This is a genomic window from Sporolactobacillus sp. BBK16-2, assembly GCF_059878335.1.
The window spans coordinates 1,933,710-1,960,372 of sequence record NZ_CM187611.1 but is presented as its reverse complement, the minus strand read 5'-3'; the positions used below and the strand labels follow the sequence as shown (position 1 = coordinate 1,960,372).

Here is a 26,663-nt window from a genome sequence, read left to right as displayed (position 1 = left end):
AGGCGGTGACCACGGATATTAAACATCTTCACTACTTTTTAGAAGTAGCTGTAAGAAAAAGTTTCACAAAGGCAGCACATCACCTTTATGTAACACAGCCGACGATTAGTAAAATGGTAAGAGATATAGAGGATGAACTTGGTATGGTGTTGCTTGATCGTACCGGAAAAGAAATTGAATTAACTGATGCAGGAAAGATTGTTTTTGAACAAGCGCAGCAAATTGTTCAATCCTTTGCTCATTTGTCTGACGAATTAAGCGATTTGACTCATGCTAAAAGAGGAAAACTGACAGTCGGACTTCCACCGATGATCGGAATTCATTTTTTTCCCTCGATTCTCAGTCAATTTCGCAAGGATTTTCCTGGGATCAGCCTTCATATTGCAGAATATGGTGCTAAAAGGGTTGCTGATTGTGTAACTGAGGGATTGTTAGAAGTGGGGGTCACAGTTGGAACTGTTAATGAAGAATTTTTTAACTCATTTGTTTTTTTTGATGACTGTTTGCGTCTTGTCGTGAATGCATCGAATCCGCTGGCTAATAGGTCCCAAGTGGCCCTGGAAGATCTTCGTGATGAACATTTTATTTTATTTCCAGAAGATTTTGCTTTGCGTGGAATGATTATCAATTGTTGTAATAAAGCTGGTTATCAACCAAAAATTGTATTCGAAAGTTCACAGTGGGAGTTTATTGTGAAGATGGTTTCTGAAGGATTCGGCATTGCATTTTTGCCAGAGCGTATTATTAAAAAATTAGAACAGGAAACAGCGTCAATTGTTACACTTCCGATAGAAGATTCTGAGCTTAATTGGCGACTGTCAATGATATGGAAGAAAAACCACTATTTATCTTATGCGGCACGAACATGGGTATCAGAAACGCGAGCTGCCTTAGATTGTATTAATTGAATGAAGTATTGTGCTCCTAATAAAACGTTGAAATTAATCGTTGACAGTTTGATTCAACGATGGTATATTATAAAAGTTGTTCCCATCGATGTTATGCTTTTTTGTTGACTTTTGATAGGACAAACAATATAATTATTTATAAGCCATCGAAATTGTCTGTTGACAAGAAACAGTCGATATGTTAGACTGTTCAAGTTGTCTCTTAAAAGTAGATGACTGAGAATGTTCCTTGAAAACTGAACAAAAGCCAAGCGTGATATAAGGGTTTTAAACCCCATAATCAATTCAATTTTGCTATGGATCTTATGAGCTTCCACAGGATGTGGTGACTTCTGCGTTGTGTACAGGACGTGCACGACTTTAGCAGAAGTTCCAATCTTTGGAAGTACGACAATAAGTATTAATAAGTAACACTTTTTGGAGAGTTTGATCCTGGCTCAGGACGAACGCTGGCGGCGTGCCTAATACATGCAAGTCGAGCGCATAGAAGGGAGCTTGCTCCCGGAAGTGAGCGGCGGATGGGTGAGTAACACGTGGGTAACCTGCCTGTCAGACTGGGATAACTGTGGGAAACCGCAGCTAATACCGGATAATCCCCTGCACCGCATGGTGCAGGGCTGAAAGATGGTTTCGGCCATCACTGACAGATGGGCCCGCGGTGCATTAGTTAGTTGGCGGGGTAACGGCCCACCAAGACAGCGATGCATAGCCGACCTGAGAGGGTGATCGGCCACATTGGGACTGAGACACGGCCCAAACTCCTACGGGAGGCAGCAGTAGGGAATCTTCCACAATGGACGAAAGTCTGATGGAGCAACGCCGCGTGAGCGAAGAAGGTTTTCGGATCGTAAAGCTCTGTTGCCGGAGAAGAACGTGCGGGAGAGGAAATGCTCTTGCAGTGACGGTATCCGGCCAGAAAGCCACGGCTAACTACGTGCCAGCAGCCGCGGTAATACGTAGGTGGCAAGCGTTGTCCGGAATTATTGGGCGTAAAGCGCGCGCAGGCGGCTTCTTAAGTCTGATGTGAAATCTTGCGGCTCAACCGCAAACGGTCATTGGAAACTGGGAAGCTTGAGTACAGAAGAGGAGAGTAGAATTCCACGTGTAGCGGTGAAATGCGTAGATATGTGGAGGAATACCAGTGGCGAAGGCGGCTCTCTGGTCTGTAACTGACGCTGAGGCGCGAAAGCGTGGGGAGCAAACAGGATTAGATACCCTGGTAGTCCACGCCGTAAACGATGAATGCTAGGTGTTAGGGGGTCCAACCCTTAGTGCTGAAGTTAACACATTAAGCATTCCGCCTGGGGAGTACGACCGCAAGGTTGAAACTCAAAGGAATTGACGGGGGCCCGCACAAGCAGTGGAGCATGTGGTTTAATTCGAAGCAACGCGAAGAACCTTACCAGGTCTTGACATCCTCTGACAAGTCTAGAGATAGGCCGTTCCCCTTCGGGGGACAGAGTGACAGGTGGTGCATGGTTGTCGTCAGCTCGTGTCGTGAGATGTTGGGTTAAGTCCCGCAACGAGCGCAACCCTTGATCTTAGTTGCCAGCATTCAGTTGGGCACTCTAAGGTGACTGCCGGTGACAAACCGGAGGAAGGTGGGGATGACGTCAAATCATCATGCCCCTTATGATCTGGGCTACACACGTGCTACAATGGGTGGTACAAAGGGCAGCGAAACCGCGAGGTCGAGCTAATCCCATAAAGCCACCCCCAGTTCGGATTGCAGGCTGCAACTCGCCTGCATGAAGCCGGAATTGCTAGTAATCGCGGATCAGCATGCCGCGGTGAATCCGTTCCCGGGCCTTGTACACACCGCCCGTCACACCACGAGAGTTTGTAACACCCGAAGTCGGTGCGAGAACCTTTATGGACTCAGCCGCCGAAGGTGGGACAAATGATTGGGGTGAAGTCGTAACAAGGTAGCCGTATCGGAAGGTGCGGCTGGATCACCTCCTTTCTAAGGAAACGATCAATAGCGAAGCGCTTGGACTTTTGTTTGGTTTTGAAGGAATCATTCCTTCACCGGCGTGCCGAAAGGCAGCCTTGAACCTTGAAAACTGGATAACGAAAGCAACGAAAGAAAGTCAAGAAACATCCAAGAAGATTATTGAATTGATCTTACGATCAAGAAACTAATCATGAATGTGGCGGATGAGGAGCAATATTTTCATCGTCAGTGGTTAAGTTTTAAAGAGCGCACGGTGGATGCCTTGGCACTGGGAGCCGATGAAGGACGGAACGAACGCCGATACGCTTCGGGGAGCTGTAAGTAAGCTTTGATCCGAAGATTTCCGAATGGGGGAACCCCCTATCTTGAACAGATAGGATGCTCTGCTGAATCCATAGGCAGAGTAAGGCAGACCCGGGGAACTGAAACATCTCAGTACCCGGAGGAAGAGAAAGCAAATGCGATTTCCTGAGTAGTGGCGAGCGAAAGGGAAACAGCCCAAACCAAAGAGCTTGCTCTTTGGGGTTGTAGGACACTCCACATGGAGTCAGAAATGCACGTTTCAGGCGAACGACCTGGAAGGGTCGGCCAAAGAAGGCAAACGCCCTGTAGCCGACGGAACGTGCACTCCGGAGTGGATCCTGAGTACGGCGGGACACGAGAAACCCCGTCGGAATCCGGGAGGACCGTCTCCCAAGGCTAAATACTCCCCAGTGACCGATAGTGAACCAGTACCGTGAGGGAAAGGTGAAAAGCACCCCGGAAGGGGAGTGAAAGAGATCCTGAAACCGTGTGCTTACAAGTAGTTGGAGCCCCCTTCGGGGGGTGACAGCGTACCTTTTGTAGAATGGACCGGCGAGTGACGATTCTAAGCAAGGTTAAGCTGAAGAGGCGGAGCCGCAGCGAAAGCGAGTCTGAATAGGGCGAATGAGTTTAGGGTTGTCGACCCGAAACCGTGTGATCTACCCATGTCCAGGGTGAAGTTCAGGTAACACTGAATGGAGGCCCGAACCCACGCATGTTGAAAAATGCGGGGATGAGGTGTGGGTAGGGGTGAAATGCCAATCGAACACGGAGATAGCTGGTTCTCCCCGAAATAGCTTTAGGGCTAGCCTCGGATGAGTGAGACTTGGAGGTAGAGCACTGATTGAATAAGGGGTCCCCACAGGATTACCGAGTTCAGTCAAACTCCGAATGCCAAGCCCTTACGTCCGGGAGTCAGACGGCGAGTGATAAGATCCGTCGTCGAAAGGGAAACAGCCCAGACCGCCGACTAAGGTCCCTAAGTTTGTGCTAAGTGGGAAAGGATGTGACGTTGCCCAGACAACCAGGATGTTGGCTCAGAAGCAGCCACCATTTAAAGAGTGCGTAATAGCTCACTGGTCGAGTGGCGTCGCGCCGAAAATGTAACGGGGCTAAGCACAGCACCGAAGTCGCGGATGACCGTAAGGTCATGGTAGGGGAGCGTTCCAAGGGCATTGAAGATGTGCCGTGAGGCATGTTGGAGCGTTTGGAAGTGAGAATGCCGGTATGAGTAACGAAAAGAGAAGTGAGAATCTTCTCCGTCGAAAGCCTAAGGGTTCCTGAGGAAGGTTCGTCCGCTCAGGGTTAGTCGGGGCCTAAGCCGAGGCCGAAAGGCGTAGGCGATGGACAACAGGTTGATATTCCTGTACCAGCGTTTCACGTTTGAGTGATGGGGGGACGCAGGAAGGTAAGGCGAGCGCACGGATGGAAGTGTGCGTTCAAGCCGCGAGGCCGGCAGCGAGGCAAATCCCGCTGCTATCCGCCAAACGGTGATGAGGAGGGAACTTAAGTACCGAAGCGCCTGATCCTACACTGCCAAGAAAAGCCTCTAGCGAGTGAAACGGTGCCCGTACCCAAACCGACACAGGTGGGCAAGAAGAGAATTCTAAGACGCTCGGGAGAACTCTCGTTAAGGAACTCGGCAAAATCACCCCGTAACTTCGGGAGAAGGGGTGCTCGTCGGACCTACGGGTCCGATGAGCCGCAGTGAAAAGATCCAAGCGACTGTTTACCAAAAACACAGGTTTCTGCTAAACCGTAAGGTGATGTATAGGGGCTGACACCTGCCCGGTGCTGGAAGGTTAAAAGGAGAGGTTATCCTTCGGGAGAAGCTTTGAATTGAAGCCCCAGTAAACGGCGGCCGTAACTATAACGGTCCTAAGGTAGCGAAATTCCTTGTCGGGTAAGTTCCGACCCGCACGAAAGGTGTAACGATTTGGATACTGTCTCAACGAGAGACCCGGTGAAATTATAGTACCTGTGAAGATGCAGGTTACCCGCGACAGGACGGAAAGACCCCATGGAGCTTTACTGCAGCTTGATATTGGATGTGGGTATCGTTTGTACAGGATAGGCAGGAGCCTTGGAAACCGGACCGCTAGGTTCGGTGGAGGCATCGGTGGGATACTGCCCTGACGATATCGACATTCTAACCCTGAACCGTGATCCGGTTCGGAGACAGTGTCAGGCGGGCAGTTTGACTGGGGCGGTCGCCTCCTAAAAGGTAACGGAGGCGCCCAAAGGTTCCCTCAGAATGGTTGGAAATCATTCGCAGAGTGTAAAGGCACAAGGGAGCTTGACTGCGAGACCTACAAGTCGAGCAGGGACGAAAGTCGGGCTTAGTGATCCGGTGGCACCGCATGGAAGGGCCATCGCTCAACGGATAAAAGCTACCCTGGGGATAACAGGCTTATCTCCCCCAAGAGTTCACATCGACGGGGAGGTTTGGCACCTCGATGTCGGCTCATCGCATCCTGGGGCTGAAGTAGGTCCCAAGGGTTGGGCTGTTCGCCCATTAAAGCGGTACGCGAGCTGGGTTCAGAACGTCGTGAGACAGTTCGGTCCCTATCCGTTTATTATACCCGTTAACTAATGAAGGACCAGAATGCTTAATGAAACAGAGGTAGGATGAAGGAACTTTCGTATGTAAGGGAACCTTCGCAGGTGTAAAGGAGCTTTCGCTAAAGACGCATACGTCCCCTGTATGCAACGCGGAAGCCACTGCGTCCTGCGGAAATAAGAACCTGGCGTTTTTGCTTATTAAAATTAAAGGATTACATAAAGCCAGCATTTTTGCGTCTTATCACGAATGCTCCAGACATATTTAAATATGTTAAAGAATTAGAATAATTATTAGATAGAAAAAAGGCATATCTGTTATAACTAATTGATCATCTCAATTCGCTTAATTGGGTTGATCTTTTTTTTTATATGTATAAAATGTGAGTGAAGAGTGATGAAATTGTGACGAATTAAAACGATGAAAACGGATGCATCGTATCACTTAAGAGAATGTCACAATCAAAAAGAAAGAAGCTGAGATTAGTGAAAGTTTCTCTTTTTACAACATGTTTGGGAGACTTGTTTTACGTTGATGTATTAAAAGATGTAACAGAGGTTCTTGAGAGGCTAGGGTGTGAAGTGGATGTCCCTGAGGGTCAGGTCTGCTGCGGACAACCGGCATATAATAGCGGTTACGCGAAAGATACAAAAGGCCCGGCAAAGAACATGATTCGAGCATTCGAACATTCAGATTATATTGTGTGTCCGTCCGGATCATGTGCGACCATGTTTCATGAATATCCTAATTTTTTTGCGGATGAACCGGAATGGCAAGAAAAAGCCAAGAATATTGCGGACAAAACCTATGAATTTACGCAGTTTATTGTGCGTGTCTTGGGTGTTGTTGATGTAGGCGCGGAATATCATGCAAGAGCGACGTTGCATACTTCGTGTCATATGACGCGGCTGCTTGGGGAACGTGAAGCTCACTATACTCTACTGAAACACGTTAAAGGTCTTGACTTGGTTCCGCTTCCGAACAATTATGACTGCTGCGGTTTTGGCGGTACGTTCTCGGTGAAGATGTTTCCCATATCAGAACAAATGGTTGATGAAAAGATCCGCCATATTGAAGAAACAGATGCTGAAGTGGTTGTTGGCGCCGATGCAAGCTGTCTTATGAATATAGGCGGACGAATGAAGCGGCTTGGAAGGCCGATAAAGGTATTACATATTGCACAAATTTTAAATAGCCATCAAACTGAAGGAGCTGAGCGCCATGCCGATGAAAGTCGGAAATCGACCATTCTTTGAAGGAGTTGACAAAGCTATCCATGACTCTTTTATGGTAAACGCCGTTTCTTCAGCACAAGATGGTCTGCGCGGGAGAAAACTTAGCGCTACAATCGGAGACAAAGCACTGGGTGATTGGGAAGAATGGCGAAGTGCCGGTGAAGAAATCAGGGCACATACACTAAATAACCTGGATTATTATCTGAAACAGTTGAGCGATAACTTTGCAGCTCGCGGAGGACATGTATTCTTCGCAGAAACAGCGGAAGAAGCACGCGACTATGTTAAAAAAGTATGTAAAGAAAAAAACGCAAAGCATGTGGTTAAAGCGAAATCAATGGTCACTGAAGAGATCAGTCTGAACGAAGCACTTGAAGAAGAAGGTTGCGAAGTGCTCGAAACAGACCTTGCTGAATTTATCCTTCAGGTTGATCATGATCAGCCATCTCATATTGTCGTCCCATCTGTTCATAAAAACCGTCAGCAAATTCGTGATGCCTTCAAGAAATTGGGCTATGAAGGAAGCGATGATCCTAAAGAGCTCGCAGGATTTGCACGTAAGACACTACGCAGCAAGTTTTTGAATGCTGACGTCGGGATAACCGGTTGCAACTTCGCGGTCGCTGATACCGGCAGTATCTGTCTTGTAACGAATGAAGGCAATGCAAACATGGTGACGAGCTTTCCGGAAACTCAGATCACGGTAATGGGTATGGAACGCCTTGTTCCAACCTGGAAAGAGCTTGATGTTGTCGTATCTCTGCTTTGTCGAAGCTCGGTTGGTCAACGCCTAACAACCTATGTTACAGATATAACTCCAAAGGCAGATCAGGATGCTGTTGACAGTCCAAAAGATTATCATTTGGTTATTGTTGATGCAGGACGTTCTAATGCTCTTGGAACCGATTTTCAATCAGCATTGCACTGTATCCGCTGTGCAGCTTGTATCAATGTCTGTCCTGTTTACAGACATATTGGGGGACATGCCTACGGTTCTATTTATCCGGGACCGATCGGTGCAGTTCTTTCGCCGATTTTAGGAGGATACGAAGAGTATGGAAAATTGCCGTATGCATCCAGTCTTTGCGCGGCGTGTTCAGAAGCTTGTCCAGTAAAAATACCACTGCACAAACTATTGATTCGTCATCGTGAAAAATATGTGGAAGGCGGCGGTCATCCACCTGTTATGGAACGAGCAGCAATGAAGGGATTCAGTATTGGTGCATCCTCTCCAATGATTTTCCGGGCAGGTACCAAAATGGCACCGATCATGTTAAAGCCGCTTGTTCATGATGGATCCATTTCAAAAGGTCCGGGACCGATGAAACCATGGACTCATGGCAGAGACCTTCCGGCACCAAGCAAAGAAAATTTCAGAGATTGGTTTAAGAAGCATAAGCAGCAATCAGCAACGATCCAGGCGAAAGGTACAGGTGAATCATTATGAGAGGAACGATTGAAAATCGAGATTCGTTTCTTGAAAAGATAGCTGGAAAATTGAATCGGACAGCAGGTGAAGTACCTGAGATGCCTGTCTGGGCGCATAAGCCCCAGGAACGCGTTTATGAGGACTATTCTGAAGACCAGCTTACAGCTATGATGAAAAAAGCATGCGAGTCGATTCATACAGCTGTTTATGAAACAAATTCGGATGGACTTGCAGAACAATTGAGACAATTAATTGATAAATATGGTGCGGGTAAAATTGTTGCGACCAAAGATGAACGATTTACAGCATTCGGTCTTAGTAATGTTTTAGAAAATTATCAAGCTTATACATGGAATTATAAAGAAGGTCACCAGAATATTGATAAAGCAGCAGAGGCAAATATTGGTTTATCAATTTGTGATGTTATGCTTGCTGAATCAGCGACTGCCGGCCTTTTCAATGATAAAGACAAGGCAAGAAGTGTCAGCCTTCTTCCGGAAACATCGATTGTTATTGTTCCAAAAAGCAGTATTGTTCCGCGGTTGACACAGGCTATGAATCTTATTGAGAATAAGGTTGAGAATGGAGAAGATGTGTCCTCCTACATCAATTTCATCTCCGGGCCAAGCAATAGCGCGGATATTGAAATGAGGCTTGTTGTCGGAGTTCACGGACCAATTAAAGTTGCCTATATTATTGTTTCTGATCTATAATCCACATTTTCAATGAAAACAAAAAGCAGACGCCTTTAGCAGCGTCTGCTTTTTAATTTTGCTTTTCAATTAATTGCGAATTTGTCCGTTTCCTTCGATGAGGTATTTGATACTCGTTAATGCATTAAGTCCCATTGGACCTCGTGCGTGAAGCTTTTGTGTGCTGATGCCTATCTCAGCGCCGAAACCAAATTCTTCGCCATCCGTGAATCGTGTTGAGGCATTATGATACAAGGTTGAGGCATCAACAAATTTGAAAAAGGTTGAGACATGATCTGTATTTTCTGTAATGATGGATTCTGAATGCTTTGTACCATATTTGTTAATATGTGCAATTGCTTCGTCCAAGCTAGCAACGATCTTTACAGCAATTATCTTGTCTAGATATTCAGTTGCCCAATCATCTTCGGTTGCGATCTTCAAAGCAGGAAATTGTCCCGCAATTACCGGATCAATTCGGCAAGAAACATTTGCCGTCTGCAAAGCATCAATCAAATCAGGACCGAACTTTTCGAACCATTTTTGATGAACGATGACTGTTTCTATTGTATTGCAAACAGATGGACGCTGCGTTTTTGCATTCAGTACAATGCTGATCGCCATTTCAGGCTTTGCCGTTTCATCAATGAACACATGACAGTTGCCTGCTCCTGTTTCCAAAACAGGAATACTGGCTTGTTTAATCACGGTTTGAATGAGTCTGCTGCTTCCGCGTGGGATGAGAACATCGATCAATCCATTCAATCGGAAAAATTGATCTGCCGTCTCATGGCGTGTGTCTTCGAGTAGCTGAACACTGTCGACAGGAAGCGTTGACGTTTTGAGTGCTTCGCGAATGACAGCAACGATTGCTTTATTCGTATTAAGCGCAGAAGCACTTCCGCGCAGATAGACAGAGTTTCCTGTTTTCAAGCACAGACCTGCCGCATCAACCGTGACATTAGGTCGTGCTTCATAAACCATTCCAATGACACCGATTGGAACACGAATTTTTTTTATATTCAATCCATTGGGACGATCCCAGTTTTCCAGTTCATCACCAATTGGATCCGGTAAATCTGCGAGATGCTCTAAAGCATGTGCCATCGCATCAATACGATCGCTGTTCAGCATTAAACGATCGAGCAAAGAATTCGTCATACCGTTTTGTTGTGCCTGCGCCATGTCTTGTTGGTTGGCCGCTATGATTTCTGCGGCATGCATTCGTAAAGAAACGGCAATGTGATTTAAGGCATCATTTTTTTCTTCTGTCGATTTTGCCGCAATTATTTGAGAAGCTTCATGTGCTGATCTTGCCTTATAAATGAGTTCATTGTCTTTAGTGTCATTCATTAGTATTTCTCCTTTCGTAAACGGCAGGTTTGAGAACTGCGGTCCACGGAACCCAATTGTCACGGTGTACAACCTCCGGATGTCCGCCGTTGACCGTGATCATGGCACGACTGCTTGGCATTCGTTTAATTTCCTCAAGCTGCTCCGATGAATAGTTTACTTGACCTTTGCCTAATACATGGCTTTTTCGATCTACAATTTGAATCACTTCTCCAGCAAGAAAATGCCCGTCGATTCTTTTGATCCCAGCGGGAAGCAGGCTCTTGCCTTCCTTCATCAATGCTCTGACGGCCCCGTCATCAATTTCAATTTTACCGGATACTGGTGAGTGAAGGGCAATCCATTGCTCGGAAACCTTAAGCGACGGTTTCAGACAATCGGATCCGATGTAGGTGCCGTCACCATTTCCGTTGATAATGGCAACCAGCTTATCAGGTCCTTCTCCCTTGCCGATGAATGTTCGGACACCAAGCGACAGCGCCATGCGTGCGGCACGCAGCTTTGATTTCATGCCCCCGGTCCCAACCTTTGAGCCGGCAACATCACTTGTTTCGTCAAGTAGATGTTCCGGGAGATTGTCGAGAAAATGGTAGCGGACTGCATCATCATATACATTTGGATTTTTATTATATAAGCCGTTAACATCAGTCAGTATGGCTAGAAAGTCTGCATGGATCAAGCCGCTCACAAGGGCGGATAACATGTCGTTGTCTCCAAAAGTCAGCTCGGCAAGTGAAACCGAATCGTTTTCATTAATAATCGGTATCACAGAACGCTTCAGCAGTTCCGAAAGTGCCGAATAAGCATGACTCATTTGTTCACGCCGTTCAAAGTCTTGGCGGGCGAGCAGCAGCTGCCCAATGGTCATTCCGTATTTGTGAAAATTTTCTGCATAACTGTTCAGCAACATGACTTGACCGACAGCTGCTGCTGCTTGTTTTCCGGCGATGGTCACCGGCCGTGCCGGATAGCCTAATCCGCCATAACCGGCTGCAACAGCACCGGATGATACGAGAACGACCTCATGACCGTTCGTTTTTAACCGTGCAATAGCATCGACATGATCTCGCAGCTTGGCGTGATCGAGTTGCCCACGAGCATCCGTTAAAGAACTGCTGCCGATTTTTACAACCACTCGTTTTGTTTCCATAAGTTGTTGCGTCCCTTCGTAAAAAAGCCTCTCTCCATCCTAAATTAAAAGGACGGGGAGAGGCTTTGCCCGCGGTACCACCTTTGTTAGTACGGTGCAAGTCCGTACTCTCTCGGATCTTCGTATCGTGAAGAAGACGGCCCAGTTTTCATCCGGACTGCTCAAGGGCAGGTTCAACACGAATGATGCGAGGCATCTCGCAGCCGATGGATGCCACTCTCTTACGCTTTGTTCATTGTTTACTAATCCCTGTCAACGCCGTTTTATAATTGATATTATTATATTCAGCTATTGAATAGAAGTCAAGAGAACATACCTTCAAGCAAATTTTTTTCCTCACAAAAATAGTGATGGTACAATAGAAATGAATATAAACAAGGAGGTTTTTGTTGTGGCGTTCACTTTGCAAATCGGCGAAAAAGCACCAAAATTTTCGTTGCCGGCGACTGACGGAAAAACATATGGTTTAAATGATTTTTCAGATGCAGATGTACTGGTCGTATTCTTTACGTGCAATCACTGTCCCTTTGTTCTTGGTTCAAACGAAACCACGAGAAAAGTTGCTGAACATTATCAGGATAAAGGTGTTCAGTTCGTCGCCATTAACTCAAACAGCGAAGAAACGCATCCAAAGGATTCCTTCAAATATATGGTAGAACAGATGAATGAAGAAAAATTTCCTTGGATTTATTTGCGCGATCAATCTCAAGATGCAGCGCGTGCATACGGCGCCTTGAGAACACCTCACTTCTTCGTTTTCGATAAAGAAAGGAAACTGGTTTATACGGGACGCGAGCTTGATAACCCGAGACAGCCGGAGAAGGCGACAGTGAACGACTTGGATCGTGCGCTGGACCAACTCACTAATAGAAAATCAGTGACAACACCGCTGACTAATCCGATCGGATGCAATGTCAAGTGGAACGGTCAAGATGCGCATTGGATGCCCGGCGAAGCTTGCGATTTAGTATAATATAATTGATGCCCTTCTTCGACCGACGGCTGGGGAAGGGCATTTTTTTTAATCAGCCTTTGCTTCATTGTAAAATGACAATGATGATAAATAACGATGTCGTGATGGCAAGGTGCACCGGGTGTACATGATGAAAAATAAAAAAACCGTTTACGATCCTTGTCATGAGGCAGAGCAGAAGAATAATGATCGACTGGTACACGGCCGTGTGATACATAAAAAGATAGAACGAAAGAATGAGACTCGCTAGATGTGCAGTGATAAAGATGCTGATTACTATGGGGCGACCTTTTTTCATAAAATAAATACATCCTGCAATGAGACATGAGAGTGAATAAACGAATAAAAGAAAACTTGCGATCATTATAAAATACCCCCTATATTCTTAATAAGGTAATTAAAAACGATGGGGTTAACACCATGTCAAGAGATCGAGAAAGGAGGTAGCATGTGAAAATCGGGGAATTTGTGAAGCAGTGCGGGACAACAAAGGATACAGTTCGTTATTATGAGGAACTGATGTTGATACAGCCGGACGCGTCCAATCAATATAAAGAGTACAGTCAAAAAAATATAGAAGATTTTAGGGTTATCAAAGAAATGCAGAATTTGGGACTGTCTCTGAAAATCATTCAAAGTGTCTTTAAAATGAAAAAGAAGAGCGGTTGCGGTTCCCAAAAATTAATTTGCGATGTAACCATAGCGCTTGAAAAACAAGAAACATTTTTAATGAATGAAGAGATTAAAATTCGTAATCAACGGAAACAGTTGCGATTATTGAGTGCCAAGCTTCAATCATTAATCGTTTAAAAATAAGAGGGAGATGAATGCCAGTGATACAAAGTTATGATTTCGACCAAGTGATCAATCGAAACGGAACTGCTTCAATAAAATGGGATGAGGCAGATCGCCTGTTTGGAGGAGATCATTTAATTCCTCTATGGGTAGCAGATATGGATTTTCAAGTGCCGGTTGAGGTTACAGTAGCTCTTTCTAAGCGAGTTGATCATGCCATTTATGGGTACACCACTGAAACAGAAGGGTATCTGGAGTCTGTTCAAAAGTGGATGGAGGAGCGGCACCATTGGTCCATTGAGAAGGATTGGATATGCCACAGCCCAGGAGTTGTAACTGCGTTAAATCTTATTGTGGACGGATTTACACATGAGGGGGACAGAGTGCTTATACAGTCTCCGGTTTATCCGCCGTTCGCTAAGTCGGCTTTGAATCAAGGTCGAGAGTTGGTGACAAATCCTTTAATCAATGACAATGGTGAATATCGCATGGACTTCGTTGATTTAGAGCATAAGCTGTCCGACCCAAAGGTCAAACTTATGATCCTGTGTTCGCCGCATAATCCGGTTGGAAGAGTTTGGACGAAGAAAGAATTAACGAAAGTAGCGGAACTGGCGAGTCAATACGATGTCTTGGTGGTTGCCGATGAAATTCATAATGATCTCGTATTTGTTGGACATCATCATACGCCATATGCACAGATATCTGAAGAGGCAAGTGCCCACTCAATCATTTGCACGGCACCTAGCAAAACTTTTAATCTTGCAGGACTGCAAATATCAAATATTATTATTCCAAATCCAACACTCAGAAGGAATTATTTAAAACAGGTGCGGCGTTTCAGTTTGAGTGAACCGAATACATTAGGAGTCACAGCTGCAGAAGCTGCTTATCGGTTTGGTGCAAATTGGCTCGATCAATGTCTTGCTTATATTAAAAAGAATGCCGATTTTGTCACCAATTTCTTAAAACAGAACTTGCCGAATTTGGAAATGACGCCAATTGAAGGTACCTATCTTGGCTGGATTGACTGTCGCAAGCTTGGCTGGGATAAACTGCACTTGCAGAATTTTCTAAGAAAAGAAGCGGGGCTGGCCCTTAATCAGGGCTATGCGTTCGGTGCTGAGGGAGAAGGGTTCGTCCGGATTAATCTAGCATGTCCGCAAAGCCTGCTCAAGCAAGCAATGAATCAGCTGCAGTTTGCTTTTCAACAAAATTTATGAGTCTGGTCTTGAATCGCTTACTTTGAAACCTTTTGCAAAATAAAACGTATAACATAGTACACAAAAGTACAGGAGGAATTGATACATTCGATGAAGAAGATTATGGCCGCATTTCTTGCATTAACGCTTATTTTTACGCCTGTCGGTAATTTTGTTTTTCATAGTTCGGATCAACAAGTGAGTGCGCGAGGATATCGATCCGGTGTTAAAAGCTTTCAATCGAATCGAGGCACGGGCACGACTTCATTTTTTAAGAGCAACCGCAGTCAAAATGCACGTACGGGAACCTCAGCAAAGAATTTTACAGGTGGGAGTTTTATGCGCGGGATGATCTTCGGCGGATTGTCAGGTTTGTTATTCGGCAGCTTGTTCTCGCATCTTGGTGGATTTGGTATGATGGCAGGATTTCTGATCAATTTGATTGCGATTCTTGTGGTTATTTCACTTATCCGATACATCATAACGAGTTTTTCAAGGCGAAAAAAGCCTGAGGATTCCAATCCATGGAAACGTTGACGATTTCAGAGCAAGATATTGTCAATGCATTATGCCTCCATCTCGCAACCAAAAAAGGTATTAATCCTCAAAAAATCCAAATCGAGCTTCTCTACGATGATGACTATGGATTTTCTGCGGAGGCTTACGTTGGTGATCGCAAGCAGATATTAATTGAAGCAAATATTGTTGAGGCTCTCCGTTCATGGGTTGAGATCGAATTAAAAGAAAATCCATACGGATCCCTGCGATTGGAACTTGATGAAGAAGCAGGAATTATTGCGCATTATCAAAATTAAAATAGAAAAAACTCCCAAGACTGCTCGGGCAGGTCTAAGGGAGTTTTTAATTTATATAGATAAAGAGAGCATTGCAAAAAGTTAAAAGCTGATTTAGATTTACTTAGTTGTCACTTTGGGAAAGCTCAGATGAAATGTTGTGCCGCAATGCTCCTTGCTTGTTACGTTTACTGTTCCTTTATGATTTTTTACAATAGTGTACGTAACCATGAGACCAAGCCCGGTACCAGTTTCTTTTGTTGTAAAAAAGGATTTTCCTAAATTATTGAAAATGTGCTGCGGGATTCCCGATCCAGTATCTTGAATAAGGACTTTTTCGTATTGTTCAGAAGAAGTTAGTCGTATTGTGATCGTGCCGTGACCATGAATGGCTTCAAGAGCATTTTTAATAAGGTTGACGAATACTTGTTTGAGTTGGGTCTTATCACCAAGAATAAAATGAGAGGCACCGTCTGAATCAAGAATCATTTGTGTGTTAAGGTTTACAGCCTGTGATTCGAACAGTTGGAGTGTTTCGTTTACAATGTTCGAAAGATCCACTTGGGAAAAATGCTCACTTTTTGGTTTTGTGAAGTATAAAAGTTCACTTGTGATTTTCTCGATTTGCTCGATCTCTCGCATTATAATGTCGAGGTAATCCTGATTGAGCTTTTCAGTGGTCTGCATTAACTGTAAAAAACCTTTGATCGATGTGAGCGGATTTCTAATCTCATGAAGTATCCCTGCTGATAGTTCACCAATCACCGAGAGCTTTTCAGATTGGATCATGCTTTCCTCAGCCTCTTTGCGGTTGCTGACGTCACGAATGGTTAATTGAACGAGAGACTGATCTTCATCGGGAAAATAAAACAGCGCTATTTCCACGGGAATCTGCACATTATTACTTGAATGTATGGAAAGTTGAACGGATTCCGTATCACTTTGACGGCAACAGATCTTATTAAGTGAGGCATGAATTAAGGGCATATCCAATGGATCGACGAACATGCCTATGGGCAAACCACAGAGTGACGTATGTTCATCAAAAGAGAGCAGACGATTTGCCGCCCGATTTGAATAAACAATTTCATCTCCAGAAAGGATCAGGATCGCGTCCATGACCAAGTCAATCATTTTTTTAAAATCGAATTCAGTAGAATTACTGTTACTAGACATACCGTTGCCTCCTAAGAAGATGATAGGTTGAACAAATCTATTTGTAAATATATATGAAGCACTTTTAGCAAATATTTCTTCTTATTGTTTTATATTGTTGAAAAACAATATGAAAAGTCGAAATAAGCGAATGCTTGTTCCGTATTTCGCAGGTGTCACGATAAGTTCACAATTGAGGATTGTTAAACAAGTAGGATTCCATTAAAATTTAATTGAAAACAATTATCATTATCAAAGAAATTTCCGAACAGTCGAGATAGGTTTTCATGATTGCCTTGTTAGTAATCCCGACTGTTGCTTTACGGAAGGAGAACATATATGAAAAATATGAATCAATCAATACTTGATGAAATGAAATGCCACCGGATCGTGTCAGAGTCTCGATGCAAACCTGCAATACCACTGAGCCTGGCTCGTGCTGGTGCGCAAGTACATGTGGCATGTGTTTGCGGTAAAGATGAGACACGTCGTCTTCTCGGGAACCTTGGATTTGTGGAGAATACAGAGGTTACGATCATTGCCGAAATGGATGGTAATGTTATCGTGTCAATAAAAGGAACTAGATTGGCTGTCAGCAAAGCGATGGCCAGACGTGTTATGACCGTTTAAACGTTGGGAGAGGGTTTGTGACTATGAAAACTTTAAAAGAAATGCAACCGGGTGAAACGGTGACTGTAGCCAAAATCCATGGAGAAGGCGCATTAAAAAGACGGATTATGGATATGGGAATTACAAAGGGGACAAAGCTCTTTATTCGAAAGATTGCACCACTTGGAGATCCGATCGAGATTCAAGTACGCGGTTATGAACTGTCCATTCGTAAAGTGGAGGCTGAAAATATCGAACTTATCTAAATGAAAGCCATAATCAATGATTAAATTGGAAAGGACAATGACAATGAAAATTGCTTTAGTCGGGAATCCGAACTGCGGGAAGACTACAATGTTTAATGATCTAACTGGCAGCAGTCAATATGTCGGTAATTGGCCAGGTGTAACGGTTGAGAAAAAGGAAGGCCGTCTTAAAGGTCATAAAGATGTGATTATTACCGATCTCCCGGGTATTTATTCACTTTCACCCTATACACTTGAGGAAGTGGTCAGCCGTAACTATCTGATTCATGAGTGTCCGGATGCAATTATTAATCTGGTTGACGGCACAAATTTGGAACGTAATTTGTATTTGACGACTCAAGTCGTTGAATTAGGCATACCAGTGATCATTGCTTTAAACATGATCGATATCATTAAGAAATCCGGCGATAAAATAAATGTGAAGAAACTCGCAGATAAACTCGGCTGTCCCGTGGTTGAAACCTCAGCAGTTAAGGGGATAGGGTCAATGACGGCTGCGGAAAAAGCTATTGAATTGGCAACTTCCAAGACAGCCATTCCTGCAAAACCAGTATTCAGTAAAGAAGTTGAGGCATCGATTGCATCAATTTCTGAACTTGTAAAGGAACATGCAGAACCGGAACGTTTGCGTTGGTACTCAGTTAAGTTTTTTGAACGCGATGAGAAAGTGCTGGCATCAGTAACATTATCCGAACAACTGCGAACAAAGCTGAACACAGTCGTAGCTCGGGTCGAAAAAGAATTTGAGGATGATAGTGAATCGATTATTACGAATGAACGTTATGATTATATTGAGAACGTTCTTGAAGATACATTACATAAAAAAGGTAGAAAGTTGACTGCTTCTGACAAGATTGATCGGATTGTTACAAATCGCTTTCTTTCACTGCCTATTTTTGCGGGTATTATATGGCTCGTTTACTATATTTCGGTAACAACGCTTGGAACGTTAGTGACCGATTGGACAAATGATACCTTATTTGGCGGCTGGATAACAGAAGCCGCAACGCATTTTCTTGAAACAATCGGTACAGCAGATTGGCTGAATGGTTTGATTGTTGACGGCATTATCGGAGGCGTAGGTACAGTTCTTGGTTTTGTTCCGCAGATGCTGATTCTCTTTTTCTTCCTCTCTATTTTAGAGGATTCTGGGTATATGGCTCGCGTCGCTTTTATAATGGATCGAATTTTCCGTCGCTTCGGCTTATCAGGAAAGTCATTCATTCCAATACTGATCAGTTCTGGATGTGGTGTTCCAGGCATTATGGCAACACGGACAATTGAAAACGAGAAAGACCGGAAAATGACAATTATGCTTACGACATTTATTCCCTGTGGTGCGAAGCTGACAATTATTACGATGATTGTCACAACTTTCTTTCCTGGTTCCACCTGGATCGCACCGGCAATGTATTTTCTAGGACTGACGATGATCGCTGTCTCCGGAATCATCTTAAAGAAAACAAGACTGTTTGCTGGGGAGCCGGCACCGTTCGTTATGGAACTTCCGTCTTACCGGTTGCCTTCACTCAAAGGCGTTCTGATTCACATGTGGGAGCGCGGCAAACATTTTATTGTGAAGGCTGGTACAATAATTTTTATTGCTTGCGGATTGATTTGGTTCCTCTCCTCATTTGGATGGAATATGCGAATGGTTGACGACATTGATCGGAGTATACTCGCTACTCTTGGTCAATTGATCAGTTGGATCTTTATTCCGTTAGGCTTCGGTACATGGAAAGGTGCAGTGGCGACAATCAGTGCGCTTGTTGCGAAAGAAAATGCGATAGGCACTTTGGCAGTTTTAAGTGGTGTTTCCGATGAAGCGAATACGCAAGCGCTTATTGCTGGTGTTGGTTCAATGTTCACAGGTGTCAGTGCCTTATCTTTCATGCTATTTAATCTCTTCAATCCACCTTGCTTTGCTGCGATCGGGGCGACGAGCAGAGAGATGGGCAGTAGTAAATGGACGTTTATTGCGCTTGGTTATCAAACGTTGCTCGGTTATAGTATTGCCTTTGTTGTTTATCAGCTCGGCAGTGTATTCTTCCTTGGGAAGAACTTTGGGCTTGGGCCGATTCTCGCCTTGATTATTATTGCATTTGTCCTATATCTGCTCCTGCGGCCCGCTCCGCGGTCACATACCGTCGATTTGCGAAGCACAAGTGCGCGAGCTTGAACGACTAAAGCGACCTAATGAGGGGGGACCTGATTTTGAATCTGTCAACACTTCTTATTTTTGTTCTTGTCAGTTCAATGTATTTCTTGGCGTTGCGTTATGTAAAGAGAAACAAAAGCGTGTGTACGGACTGTGGTTTGAGTGGATCATGTCCCATTGAAAATCTGAAGCGGAATGCTCACCAAAAGCCATGTTCGATTGCAGCCGCATCGATCCAAAAGCCGACAGCAACTGAATTGCGTGCGATGATTCGTAAGTAAGCCATATTATTAATTTTGTGGAAGGACCTGATTAAATGGCGACGTTTCTCATTTTTGCACTACTCGTCATACTTGCTGGATTTGCTTTACAAAGTACAAGGAAGAAAATGCGTTCAGGATGCTGCGGATCCAGTGAAGCGCCTGAAAAGAAAATAAAAGTTCATGATCGAGATATGGCACATTATCCTTATGTAGCGACGTTGCTAATCGATGGAATGACTTGTCATAACTGTGTCATCCACATTGAAAATGCTTTTAATAGATTGGATGGTATCTTGGCCAAGGCTAGTTTGGATACGCGGACGGCTACGGTTCACATGCGACAACCTCTGCCGGAAAAGGATCTGCGACGTATCGTATCTGAGGCAGGTTATACAGTCATGAGGATTATAGGGAATCATACACCATCAGGTGACCAATTAAATAATATCAACTAAAATAGGTCTTATTATAAAAAATGAATCATGCACTGTAAAAAGAATGACAGCCTTTACATTTTTGAAGAAAGGGTTTACAATATCTTTGTTATGAGTTGTTAAATGCCCATCATAATACTTTGCACCTTGCATGGTTACCCAGTTATTTTATATGGATGCGTTAAATTCTTATATTGGTCGGATTGCCCATCACGATCAATGCATCAGGATTTGAACGGATTTTATCCATAATTAATCCCTTGAATTTTCAAGGGATTTTTTTTTATTTTATATCTGTCTCCATCAAAATTGGTATAAAAAAGCACTCCGTACGGAGTGCTTTTCAAAGTTAAATTATTTTGTTTCTGCAGAAGGAAGTACTTCTTTATCGCTAGGACCGTCAGCGGTCAAGTAGTAGCGATTGAGCGGCTTCAGATTATCGTCTAATTCATAAACAAGCGGTGTGCCTGTAGGAATGTTCAGACCAACAATTGTACCTGCATCCACGTTGTCAAGGTGTTTAACAAGCGCACGCAGTGAGTTGCCGTGTGCTGCGATAATAACCTTTTTGCCTTCCTTGATTTGCGGAGCAATTTCATTGTTCCAATAAACAAGTACGCGGTCAACCGTATCAAGAAGGTCTTCCGTAAGCGGTTGTTCCGATTCAGGAAGATTAGCGTATCTCGGATCATTCAGCTGAGCAACAAAACGTTCGTCGTCTTTTTCAAGAGCCGGCGGCTTAATGTCAGCGGAACGTCTCCAGATATGTACCTGTTCAGCACCGTATTTTTCAGCAGTTTTTGCCTTGTTCAATCCTTGAAGAGCACCATAATGGCGTTCATTCAAGCGCCATGAATGTTCTACAGGAATCCAAGTAAGGTTGAGTTCGTGGAGCACATTCCATAAGGTGTGGTTTGCTCTTGTGAGCACGGAAGTATAGGCTTGGTCAAATGTGTAGCCGTTTTTCTTCAGAATTTCTCCTGCTTCTGTTGCTTCTTGTTCACCTTTTTCCGTAAGGTCTACGTCAGTCCAACCAGTAAAACGGTTTTCAAGGTTCCAAGCACTTTGACCGTGCCTGATCAATACGAGTTTGATCATTAGTGTGAAACACTCCTCTCAAATTTGCACATTCGATAATTAATGCTTACCCGAATCGTGAACGATGGTGTATCAGTCACGTTTTATGCACGGGCAGCATGCATTAAAAGTATCGACGTGATGAAGCCATTTTACTCAAATCACTCGCGTCAAGCGGCATAGAATGACGAAACAGTGATTTTTCATCAATTAATTATAACATGCTTTTTTATCTTTGACATTTTCATCTTTTAAAACAATGTGAAAGTATTGTTATCAGCCAATGCTCATATTATAATGATCTTACTCAAAAAAAGAGAGAGAAGTCGTGAAAATGAATGGTTTCTTAGGGTCATATAAGAGGAAGGACAGCAAGGAAGGATTTGTGCATGAAGTTGCGGCTGTTTGCGTATTAACGGGAAAAATTCTGCTGCAGAACGGGGCAGAGACATATCGGGTTGAGGATACAATGAATCGAATCGCTAACAGCTTTTCTGTGCATGATGCGCAGAGTTTTGTTACGCCAACCGGAATCATCTTCTCCATTGAAGACCACGATGTCACGCAGCTTGTGAGAATCAAGAATCGAGGAACTAATCTGCGTAAGGTCACGCAAGTAAACACCTTGTCAAGAAGAGTTGCTCATGGCGAAGTCAGTCTGAAGGATCTGCACCGTGATTTAATCCAGATCGATCGTTCTACAGTCATGTATTCGAACAGCTTGCAGATTCTTGCAGCTGCGATTGCCAGCAGCTGTTTTTTACTCATGTTCTTGGGTAAATGGCAAGATTTGCTGCCGGCATTTATCGCAGGCGGTGCTGGTCAAGCCGGAATGATTTATCTGCATCGGCTCGCGAAAGTTAAGTTCTTTTCTGAATTTATGTCATCGATTTTTATCGGAATGATTGCATTAGTCAGTGTAAAGTTGGGATTCGGTGTCGAAATGAATAAAATTATCATCGGTGCTGTGATGCCGCTCGTTCCCGGAGTGCCAATCACAAACGCTGTGAGAGATATCATGGCCGGCGACTTGGTCGCCGGACTATCGAAAAGCGCAGAAGCAGGCCTGACAGCCTTTGCCATTGGCATTGGCGTGACGGCCGCAATTGTGCTCGGTTGAGGTGAGTTCATGCACTTATTTGTCGTCATTACCATTCAATCGATTACTAGTTATCTTGCCACATGTGCGTTTGGTATTATATTCAATATTCCATTTAAACCGCTGATCCATGGTGGTTTGATTGGAATGATTGCTTGGCTGATCTACTTCTTCCTGTTTCACTATAGCGGCAATGATTTTGTTGCCACCTTTGCCGCATCATTTGTCATTGCGCTCATGAGTCAGATCTTTGCACGGCTATGCAAAAATCCGGTCATTCTATATAGTGTATCGGGTATTATTCCACTTGTTCCCGGAGGGCTCACTTATTCGGTAATGAGCCGTGCGGTGGATAACAATTATGATGTTGCTATTTATTTTGCTGAGAAGGTATTTGTTTTGTCCGGAGCGATTGCAATGGGATTGATTTTGGCAGAAGTGTTTTATCAAATTTTCGAAAAAATGAAGCATCATGCATCAAATAAAATGGCAGCTGGACTTTTTCTTTCAAAAAAAGTGAAACATTTCTCGAAATAAACTGTAAATTAATTAGGTAATTTGTTACTATAAATGCAAATGAAACAGACCGAATGAAAGAATTATGTACATCCGGTTATTTTGAGAGGTGAGCGGTTATGAAATTGATCTGTTTTGGCGATAGTGTGACACGGGGTATTACATTTGTACGCGGAAGATTTAAGATCATTCGTGAAAATTATCCTGCATTACTGCAACGCTTCCTTGGCGATGGGGATGAGGTCATCAACAAAGGCGTCTTTAACGACAACTCAGATCTTCTTGTACAAAGACTTGATCATGATGTGCTAGACGAGCATCCGGATCTTGTGCTCATTAATGTAGGCGGAAATGATTGCAATTTTCCTTGGGATCAAGTTGCAAAGCTTCCGGATTCGGAACATGTACCGATTGTTCCGATCGATCGCTATTTGTCCAACATAAAGCTTATGATTGATCGTATTTCGGCGACAGGAGCTCTGCCCGTAATCTTAAGTTTGCTGCCGCTTGATCCTGCCAGATATTATCAGTCGCTGATGAGTCACTACAGTCACTCGATTGGTCATTGGATCGGTATGTGCGGCGGTATTGAGCATTGGCACGGGATGTACAATCGCGCACTCAAAGATCTGTGTAAAAAGAGTGGTGCAACGCTTATTGATGTCCGTTCCGCGTTTAAACTGAAAGGCGATTTGAAGGCGTTGATTAATGAAGACGGCTTGCATCCGACAGCCCAGGGATATAAAGCGTTAGCTGAGATTGTGTCTGGGTTCGTGCCTGAACTCAGAAAAAGTGTCACGGAAATGCATGCTGTGTAACAAAAGTACTAAAAAATGAGTAAGTAAAGCCAAAAGGCTTTTCTTACTCATTTTTTTCTTTTATCGCTGCTTTTAAGGCATCTGCAAGACTGTTTCCGATCGGGTCACTGTTGTTATTCAGTTTATTGAGCAGCCTCCGAGTTTCTTTTTTATCCGCTTTTTTCTTAATTTGATCTGCCTTTTCAATGATTCCACAAGTGCGGCACTGAAAATACAATCCCGCTTTTCCTTTATGCATTTCCATCTTTTTATGGCAGGTCGGACAGCGCTTATTCGATAATTTCGGATCTTTACGCTTTCGTAGTCCACAGGCACGATTAATGCAAACAAGAACCCGTCCGCCATCACGGTCTCTAACTTCTTTCATTGGCGAGCCGCATTCCGGACATTTAGATCCGGTTAAATTCTGAATTTTATAGTCTTGCTGACTGTTTCTGACTTCGCGCACCAGTTCTAAGGTGCGTTTGCGAATTTCTGCCATAAACTGATTCGCATTCCCACTGCCTTTTGCGATATTTTCTAATTGCCGTTCCCATTCTGCAGTAAGCTTTGGAGATTTCAGATCCGTGCTTACAAGGTCAATCAATTGTTTGCCTTTGCCGGTAGGGCGCAAACGCCCATTTACACGCTCAACAGATTCGGCGAGCAGTATTTTCTCAATAATATCTGCTCGGGTGGCTGGTGTTCCTAAACCAAATGTCTCCATTTTTGTTAATAAGTCAGCTTCTGAGAAACGTGCAGGCGGCTCTGTCATTTTTTCATCCAGCAGAACCTGATGTACTGGCAATTTTTGCCCTTTTGTCACATTAAGGCTGTCCTCACTCACTTGTTTGCCGGATGATTCGTTCAAACGTTTAAATCCCAAATCCAGTTCTTTTGTTTCTTTCAATACGAACGTTTCCCCATTAATTTCTAACTCCGCACGCATGCTCTGGAATGTGTACTCAGGGTAGAAGAGGGCTAAAAATCTTCGAACGATTAAATCGTACAGTCGACGTTCATCATCGGACAAATCATGAATATAGACAGGTTCTTCCGTTGGAATCAAGGCGTGGTGATCACTAACCTTTAAGTCATTATATACATAAGCAGCTTTTACCTTGCCATTTTGCTTGTGCAGAATCGCACGAACTTCATCACCGTAGACGGAAGAAATGGCGCGAAGCCGCTCGGGCATCGTCGCAGCAATATCCTTGGTGAGGTAACGCGAATCCGTACGCGGGTACGTAACAATTTTATAACGCTCATAAAGGTTCTGAAGAACATTGAGTGTTTTTTTTGCTGAGAAGCCAAGCTTTCTATTCGCATCACGTTGCAGTTCGGTCAAATCATAGGGAAGCGGCTGCTTCTCCCGCTTTTCTTTAATGACGACACTGCGAACCACAGCTTGATGGCCAGACACCTTGTTCTTCAACGCAGCGGCTTCATCTCTTGTTGCAATGCGTGTTCGATCACCGTTTTTCCAAGAAGCGGTACCGCCATTTAAATCAACAGAAAGATTCCAGTAGGGCTTGGGCTGGAAGGATTGAATGGTTTGTTCACGTTCTAAAATCATGGCAAGCGTCGGTGTTTGTACACGTCCGGCAGAGAGCGAATCATTGTATTTTGTCGTAAGGGCCCGTGAAATGTTGAGCCCAATCAGCCAGTCTGCTTCTGAGCGGCAAACAGCAGATTGAAACAGGTCGTCATATTCTTTCGAAGGTTTAAGTTGTTTGAAGCCGGTACGAATGGCTTTGTCAGTTTGCGATGAAATCCAAAGTCTTTTGACTGGCTTGCGCCAATTGATTTTTTCAAGGATCCACCGCGCCACTAGTTCACCTTCGCGTCCCGCATCAGTCGCGATAATCAATTCACTGATATCCGATCGCTTAGCTAGCTTGGCAATCGCTTGAAATTGTGCACGCGTTTGTTTAATCGGCTTAGTTTCCATCTGTTTTGGAATAATCGGGAGATCTTCAAGCCGCCAGGTTTTGTATTTATTATCGTACTCTTCAGGCATTTTTAATTCGATAAGATGACCAAGTGCCCAGGTAACAATATAGCGTTCTCCTTCAATGAAGCTGCGGTTCGTCTTCTTGCAGTCCAGAACACGCGCAATTTCACGAGCAACGCTGGGTTTTTCAGCTAAAACGAGTGATTTTGACATATACGGAAATTCCTTTCTCTTATAAAACCTATTGACTGATACAGCCTATTATAACGGAATACACGCATAATTTCAGGTTCTTGAAAAAAGATCAGTAAAGGTCAAAAACATTTGACCTTTACTGACCAAACGGTTATAATACAGTTGTAAGGGTTAGAAGAGATGAAATTCAAACCCCGAATTAAAAAATCAAACACGTTTAAAAGGAGCGAGCAGTCATGTAATTTCATAGTTCTTAGACATTACGTGTCAAAGCAACGTGAAAAGACAGACGTAACTTTTGGACAGCCTTAAATTAATGAGGAGGAATTTATGATGGCAAATCTTTATCCAACGAAAAAAGACCGTGACGGATTCTTTGATTTCTTGCCTTCCTGGTTTGATGAATGGGGGCACAACTTCTTTCACAATAGTGGATTGCAGACATTCGCTGCAGATGTTCAAGAACGTGATGATGCTTACAGTGTAAAACTGGATCTGCCTGGCTTCAGTAAAGACAGTATCCATCTTGATTTTGATCGCGGTGTTCTGACTGTTGATGCAACACGTGATCAGCAAACAAGTGAAAAAGCAGAAGACGGCAGCTTCATTAGAAAAGAGCGTGCGTCCGGTTCTTATACACGTCATTTTATGTTTGACAACGTTAAAGAGGATGGAATTAAAGCCGCGTTTAAGGACGGAGTGCTTCAAATTACCTTGCCTAAAAAGGAAGAAAGCAAACGTGATCGTAAGGAAATTACTATAAATTAAATGAATATCAGCTCTAAATGAGTG

At 43.9% G+C, this 26,663-nt stretch carries 24 protein-coding genes, 2 rRNA genes and 1 other annotated feature; of the genes, 20 read left to right on the top strand and 6 right to left on the bottom strand.

Annotated features, from left to right (window positions below):
- Positions 1 to 5 precede the first annotated feature (5 nt).
- The 6 genes from AC6F33_RS09800 (at position 6) to AC6F33_RS09775 (ending at position 9,102) form a co-directional block, all read left to right on the top strand.
- On the top strand, positions 6 to 908 hold the full coding sequence (locus AC6F33_RS09800; protein WP_255749561.1) for a LysR family transcriptional regulator: 903 nt from the start codon (positions 6 to 8) through the stop codon (positions 906 to 908).
- A 414-nt stretch (positions 909 to 1,322) separates the two neighbouring features.
- Positions 1,323 to 2,871 (top strand): 16S ribosomal RNA (locus AC6F33_RS09795).
- Positions 2,872 to 3,092: 221 nt separating this feature from the next.
- A 23S ribosomal RNA gene (locus tag AC6F33_RS09790) occupies positions 3,093 to 5,782 on the top strand.
- Together the 16S and 23S rRNA genes form the textbook arrangement of a ribosomal RNA operon.
- Positions 5,783 to 6,210: 428 nt before the next feature.
- A complete protein-coding gene (locus AC6F33_RS09785; RefSeq protein WP_255747947.1) occupies positions 6,211 to 6,981 on the top strand; it encodes a (Fe-S)-binding protein in 771 nt (256 codons plus the stop codon).
- Positions 6,947 to 8,407, top strand: coding sequence for a LutB/LldF family L-lactate oxidation iron-sulfur protein (locus AC6F33_RS09780; RefSeq protein ID WP_500777041.1), 1,461 nt, complete (start codon positions 6,947 to 6,949; stop codon positions 8,405 to 8,407). Before AC6F33_RS09785 ends, AC6F33_RS09780 begins: the two co-directional genes overlap by 35 nt.
- The gene (locus AC6F33_RS09775) at positions 8,404 to 9,102 is read left to right on the top strand and encodes a LutC/YkgG family protein (protein ID WP_500777040.1); all 699 of its coding nucleotides are present in this window, start codon (positions 8,404 to 8,406) and stop codon (positions 9,100 to 9,102) included. Before AC6F33_RS09780 ends, AC6F33_RS09775 begins: the two co-directional genes overlap by 4 nt.
- A 69-nt stretch (positions 9,103 to 9,171) precedes the next feature.
- On the opposite strand, the gene AC6F33_RS09770 is transcribed toward AC6F33_RS09775, so the two are convergent.
- Both AC6F33_RS09770 and proB read right to left on the bottom strand, forming a co-directional pair.
- Positions 9,172 to 10,434: a glutamate-5-semialdehyde dehydrogenase gene (locus tag AC6F33_RS09770; RefSeq protein WP_255747951.1), complete on the bottom strand. Its 1,263-nt coding sequence runs from the start codon at positions 10,432 to 10,434 to the stop codon at positions 9,172 to 9,174.
- A complete protein-coding gene (gene proB / locus AC6F33_RS09765) occupies positions 10,427 to 11,584 on the bottom strand; it encodes a glutamate 5-kinase (RefSeq protein ID WP_500777039.1) in 1,158 nt (385 codons plus the stop codon). The genes AC6F33_RS09770 and proB overlap by 8 nt, the downstream gene beginning before the upstream one ends.
- A 45-nt stretch (positions 11,585 to 11,629) precedes the next feature.
- Positions 11,630 to 11,849, bottom strand: a binding site (T-box leader).
- Between the two features lie 126 nt (positions 11,850 to 11,975).
- Here proB and AC6F33_RS09760 point away from each other — a divergent pair.
- The gene (locus AC6F33_RS09760) at positions 11,976 to 12,557 is read left to right on the top strand and encodes a thioredoxin family protein (RefSeq protein WP_480947289.1); all 582 of its coding nucleotides are present in this window, start codon (positions 11,976 to 11,978) and stop codon (positions 12,555 to 12,557) included.
- A gap of 64 nt (positions 12,558 to 12,621) precedes the next feature.
- Here AC6F33_RS09760 and AC6F33_RS09755 read toward each other — a convergent pair whose 3' ends face one another.
- A complete protein-coding gene (locus AC6F33_RS09755) occupies positions 12,622 to 12,855 on the bottom strand; it encodes a hypothetical protein (protein ID WP_500777038.1) in 234 nt (77 codons plus the stop codon).
- A gap of 152 nt (positions 12,856 to 13,007) precedes the next feature.
- Here AC6F33_RS09755 and AC6F33_RS09750 point away from each other — a divergent pair, with 152 nt between their 5' ends.
- The 4 genes from AC6F33_RS09750 to AC6F33_RS09735 all read left to right on the top strand — a co-directional run bounded on the left by AC6F33_RS09750 (position 13,008) and on the right by AC6F33_RS09735 (position 15,369).
- A complete protein-coding gene (locus AC6F33_RS09750) occupies positions 13,008 to 13,367 on the top strand; it encodes a MerR family transcriptional regulator (RefSeq protein ID WP_500777037.1) in 360 nt (119 codons plus the stop codon).
- A 17-nt stretch (positions 13,368 to 13,384) separates the two neighbouring features.
- Positions 13,385 to 14,575, top strand: a complete 1,191-nt coding sequence (locus tag AC6F33_RS09745; RefSeq protein ID WP_500777036.1) for a MalY/PatB family protein — start codon at positions 13,385 to 13,387, stop codon at positions 14,573 to 14,575.
- A 90-nt stretch (positions 14,576 to 14,665) separates the two neighbouring features.
- On the top strand, positions 14,666 to 15,091 hold the full coding sequence (locus AC6F33_RS09740) for a hypothetical protein (protein WP_480947291.1): 426 nt from the start codon (positions 14,666 to 14,668) through the stop codon (positions 15,089 to 15,091).
- Positions 15,079 to 15,369 (top strand): DUF2653 family protein, encoded by a 291-nt coding sequence (locus AC6F33_RS09735; RefSeq protein WP_255747958.1) that lies wholly within the window; start codon positions 15,079 to 15,081, stop codon positions 15,367 to 15,369. Before AC6F33_RS09740 ends, AC6F33_RS09735 begins: the two co-directional genes overlap by 13 nt.
- Before the next feature lie 99 nt (positions 15,370 to 15,468).
- Here AC6F33_RS09735 and AC6F33_RS09730 read toward each other — a convergent pair whose 3' ends face one another.
- Positions 15,469 to 16,524, bottom strand: a complete 1,056-nt coding sequence (locus AC6F33_RS09730; protein ID WP_255747959.1) for an ATP-binding protein — start codon at positions 16,522 to 16,524, stop codon at positions 15,469 to 15,471.
- Positions 16,525 to 16,842: 318 nt separating this feature from the next.
- Between AC6F33_RS09730 and AC6F33_RS09725 the strand changes: the two genes are divergently transcribed.
- From AC6F33_RS09725 to AC6F33_RS09705, 5 genes are read left to right on the top strand one after another with little or no spacing between them, the layout of a single operon-like run.
- Entirely contained in the window at positions 16,843 to 17,133 is a 291-nt protein-coding gene (locus AC6F33_RS09725) for a FeoA family protein (RefSeq protein WP_255747960.1), read from the top strand.
- A 23-nt stretch (positions 17,134 to 17,156) separates the two neighbouring features.
- Positions 17,157 to 17,378, top strand: a complete 222-nt coding sequence (locus tag AC6F33_RS09720; RefSeq protein WP_255747961.1) for a FeoA family protein — start codon at positions 17,157 to 17,159, stop codon at positions 17,376 to 17,378.
- A gap of 43 nt (positions 17,379 to 17,421) precedes the next feature.
- Positions 17,422 to 19,557 carry a ferrous iron transport protein B gene (gene feoB / locus AC6F33_RS09715; RefSeq protein WP_500777035.1) on the top strand — a complete coding sequence of 712 codons (2,136 nt, stop codon included), beginning with the start codon at positions 17,422 to 17,424 and terminating at the stop codon, positions 19,555 to 19,557.
- Positions 19,558 to 19,592: 35 nt separating this feature from the next.
- A complete protein-coding gene (locus AC6F33_RS09710) occupies positions 19,593 to 19,817 on the top strand; it encodes a hypothetical protein (protein ID WP_500777034.1) in 225 nt (74 codons plus the stop codon).
- Positions 19,818 to 19,852: 35 nt separating this feature from the next.
- Positions 19,853 to 20,254 (top strand): heavy-metal-associated domain-containing protein, encoded by a 402-nt coding sequence (locus AC6F33_RS09705; protein ID WP_500777033.1) that lies wholly within the window; start codon positions 19,853 to 19,855, stop codon positions 20,252 to 20,254.
- A 333-nt stretch (positions 20,255 to 20,587) separates the two neighbouring features.
- Here AC6F33_RS09705 and gpmA read toward each other — a convergent pair whose 3' ends face one another.
- Positions 20,588 to 21,331: a 2,3-diphosphoglycerate-dependent phosphoglycerate mutase gene (gene gpmA, locus AC6F33_RS09700; RefSeq protein WP_255747965.1), complete on the bottom strand. Its 744-nt coding sequence runs from the start codon at positions 21,329 to 21,331 to the stop codon at positions 20,588 to 20,590.
- 313 nt (positions 21,332 to 21,644) lie between these two features.
- Between gpmA and AC6F33_RS09695 the strand changes: the two genes are divergently transcribed.
- The 3 genes from AC6F33_RS09695 (at position 21,645) to AC6F33_RS09685 (ending at position 23,743) form a co-directional block, all read left to right on the top strand.
- Positions 21,645 to 22,430 (top strand): threonine/serine exporter family protein, encoded by a 786-nt coding sequence (locus tag AC6F33_RS09695; protein WP_255747966.1) that lies wholly within the window; start codon positions 21,645 to 21,647, stop codon positions 22,428 to 22,430.
- A 9-nt stretch (positions 22,431 to 22,439) separates the two neighbouring features.
- Positions 22,440 to 22,946, top strand: a complete 507-nt coding sequence (locus AC6F33_RS09690) for a threonine/serine exporter family protein (protein ID WP_255747967.1) — start codon at positions 22,440 to 22,442, stop codon at positions 22,944 to 22,946.
- A gap of 98 nt (positions 22,947 to 23,044) precedes the next feature.
- Positions 23,045 to 23,743, top strand: a complete 699-nt coding sequence (locus AC6F33_RS09685; RefSeq protein WP_255747968.1) for an SGNH/GDSL hydrolase family protein — start codon at positions 23,045 to 23,047, stop codon at positions 23,741 to 23,743.
- A 43-nt stretch (positions 23,744 to 23,786) separates the two neighbouring features.
- Here AC6F33_RS09685 and AC6F33_RS09680 read toward each other — a convergent pair whose 3' ends face one another.
- On the bottom strand, positions 23,787 to 25,889 hold the full coding sequence (locus AC6F33_RS09680) for a DNA topoisomerase III (protein WP_500777032.1): 2,103 nt from the start codon (positions 25,887 to 25,889) through the stop codon (positions 23,787 to 23,789).
- Positions 25,890 to 26,201: 312 nt separating this feature from the next.
- Here AC6F33_RS09680 and AC6F33_RS09675 point away from each other — a divergent pair, with 312 nt between their 5' ends.
- Positions 26,202 to 26,639, top strand: a complete 438-nt coding sequence (locus AC6F33_RS09675; RefSeq protein WP_500777031.1) for an Hsp20/alpha crystallin family protein — start codon at positions 26,202 to 26,204, stop codon at positions 26,637 to 26,639.
- Positions 26,640 to 26,663: the final 24 nt, after the last annotated feature.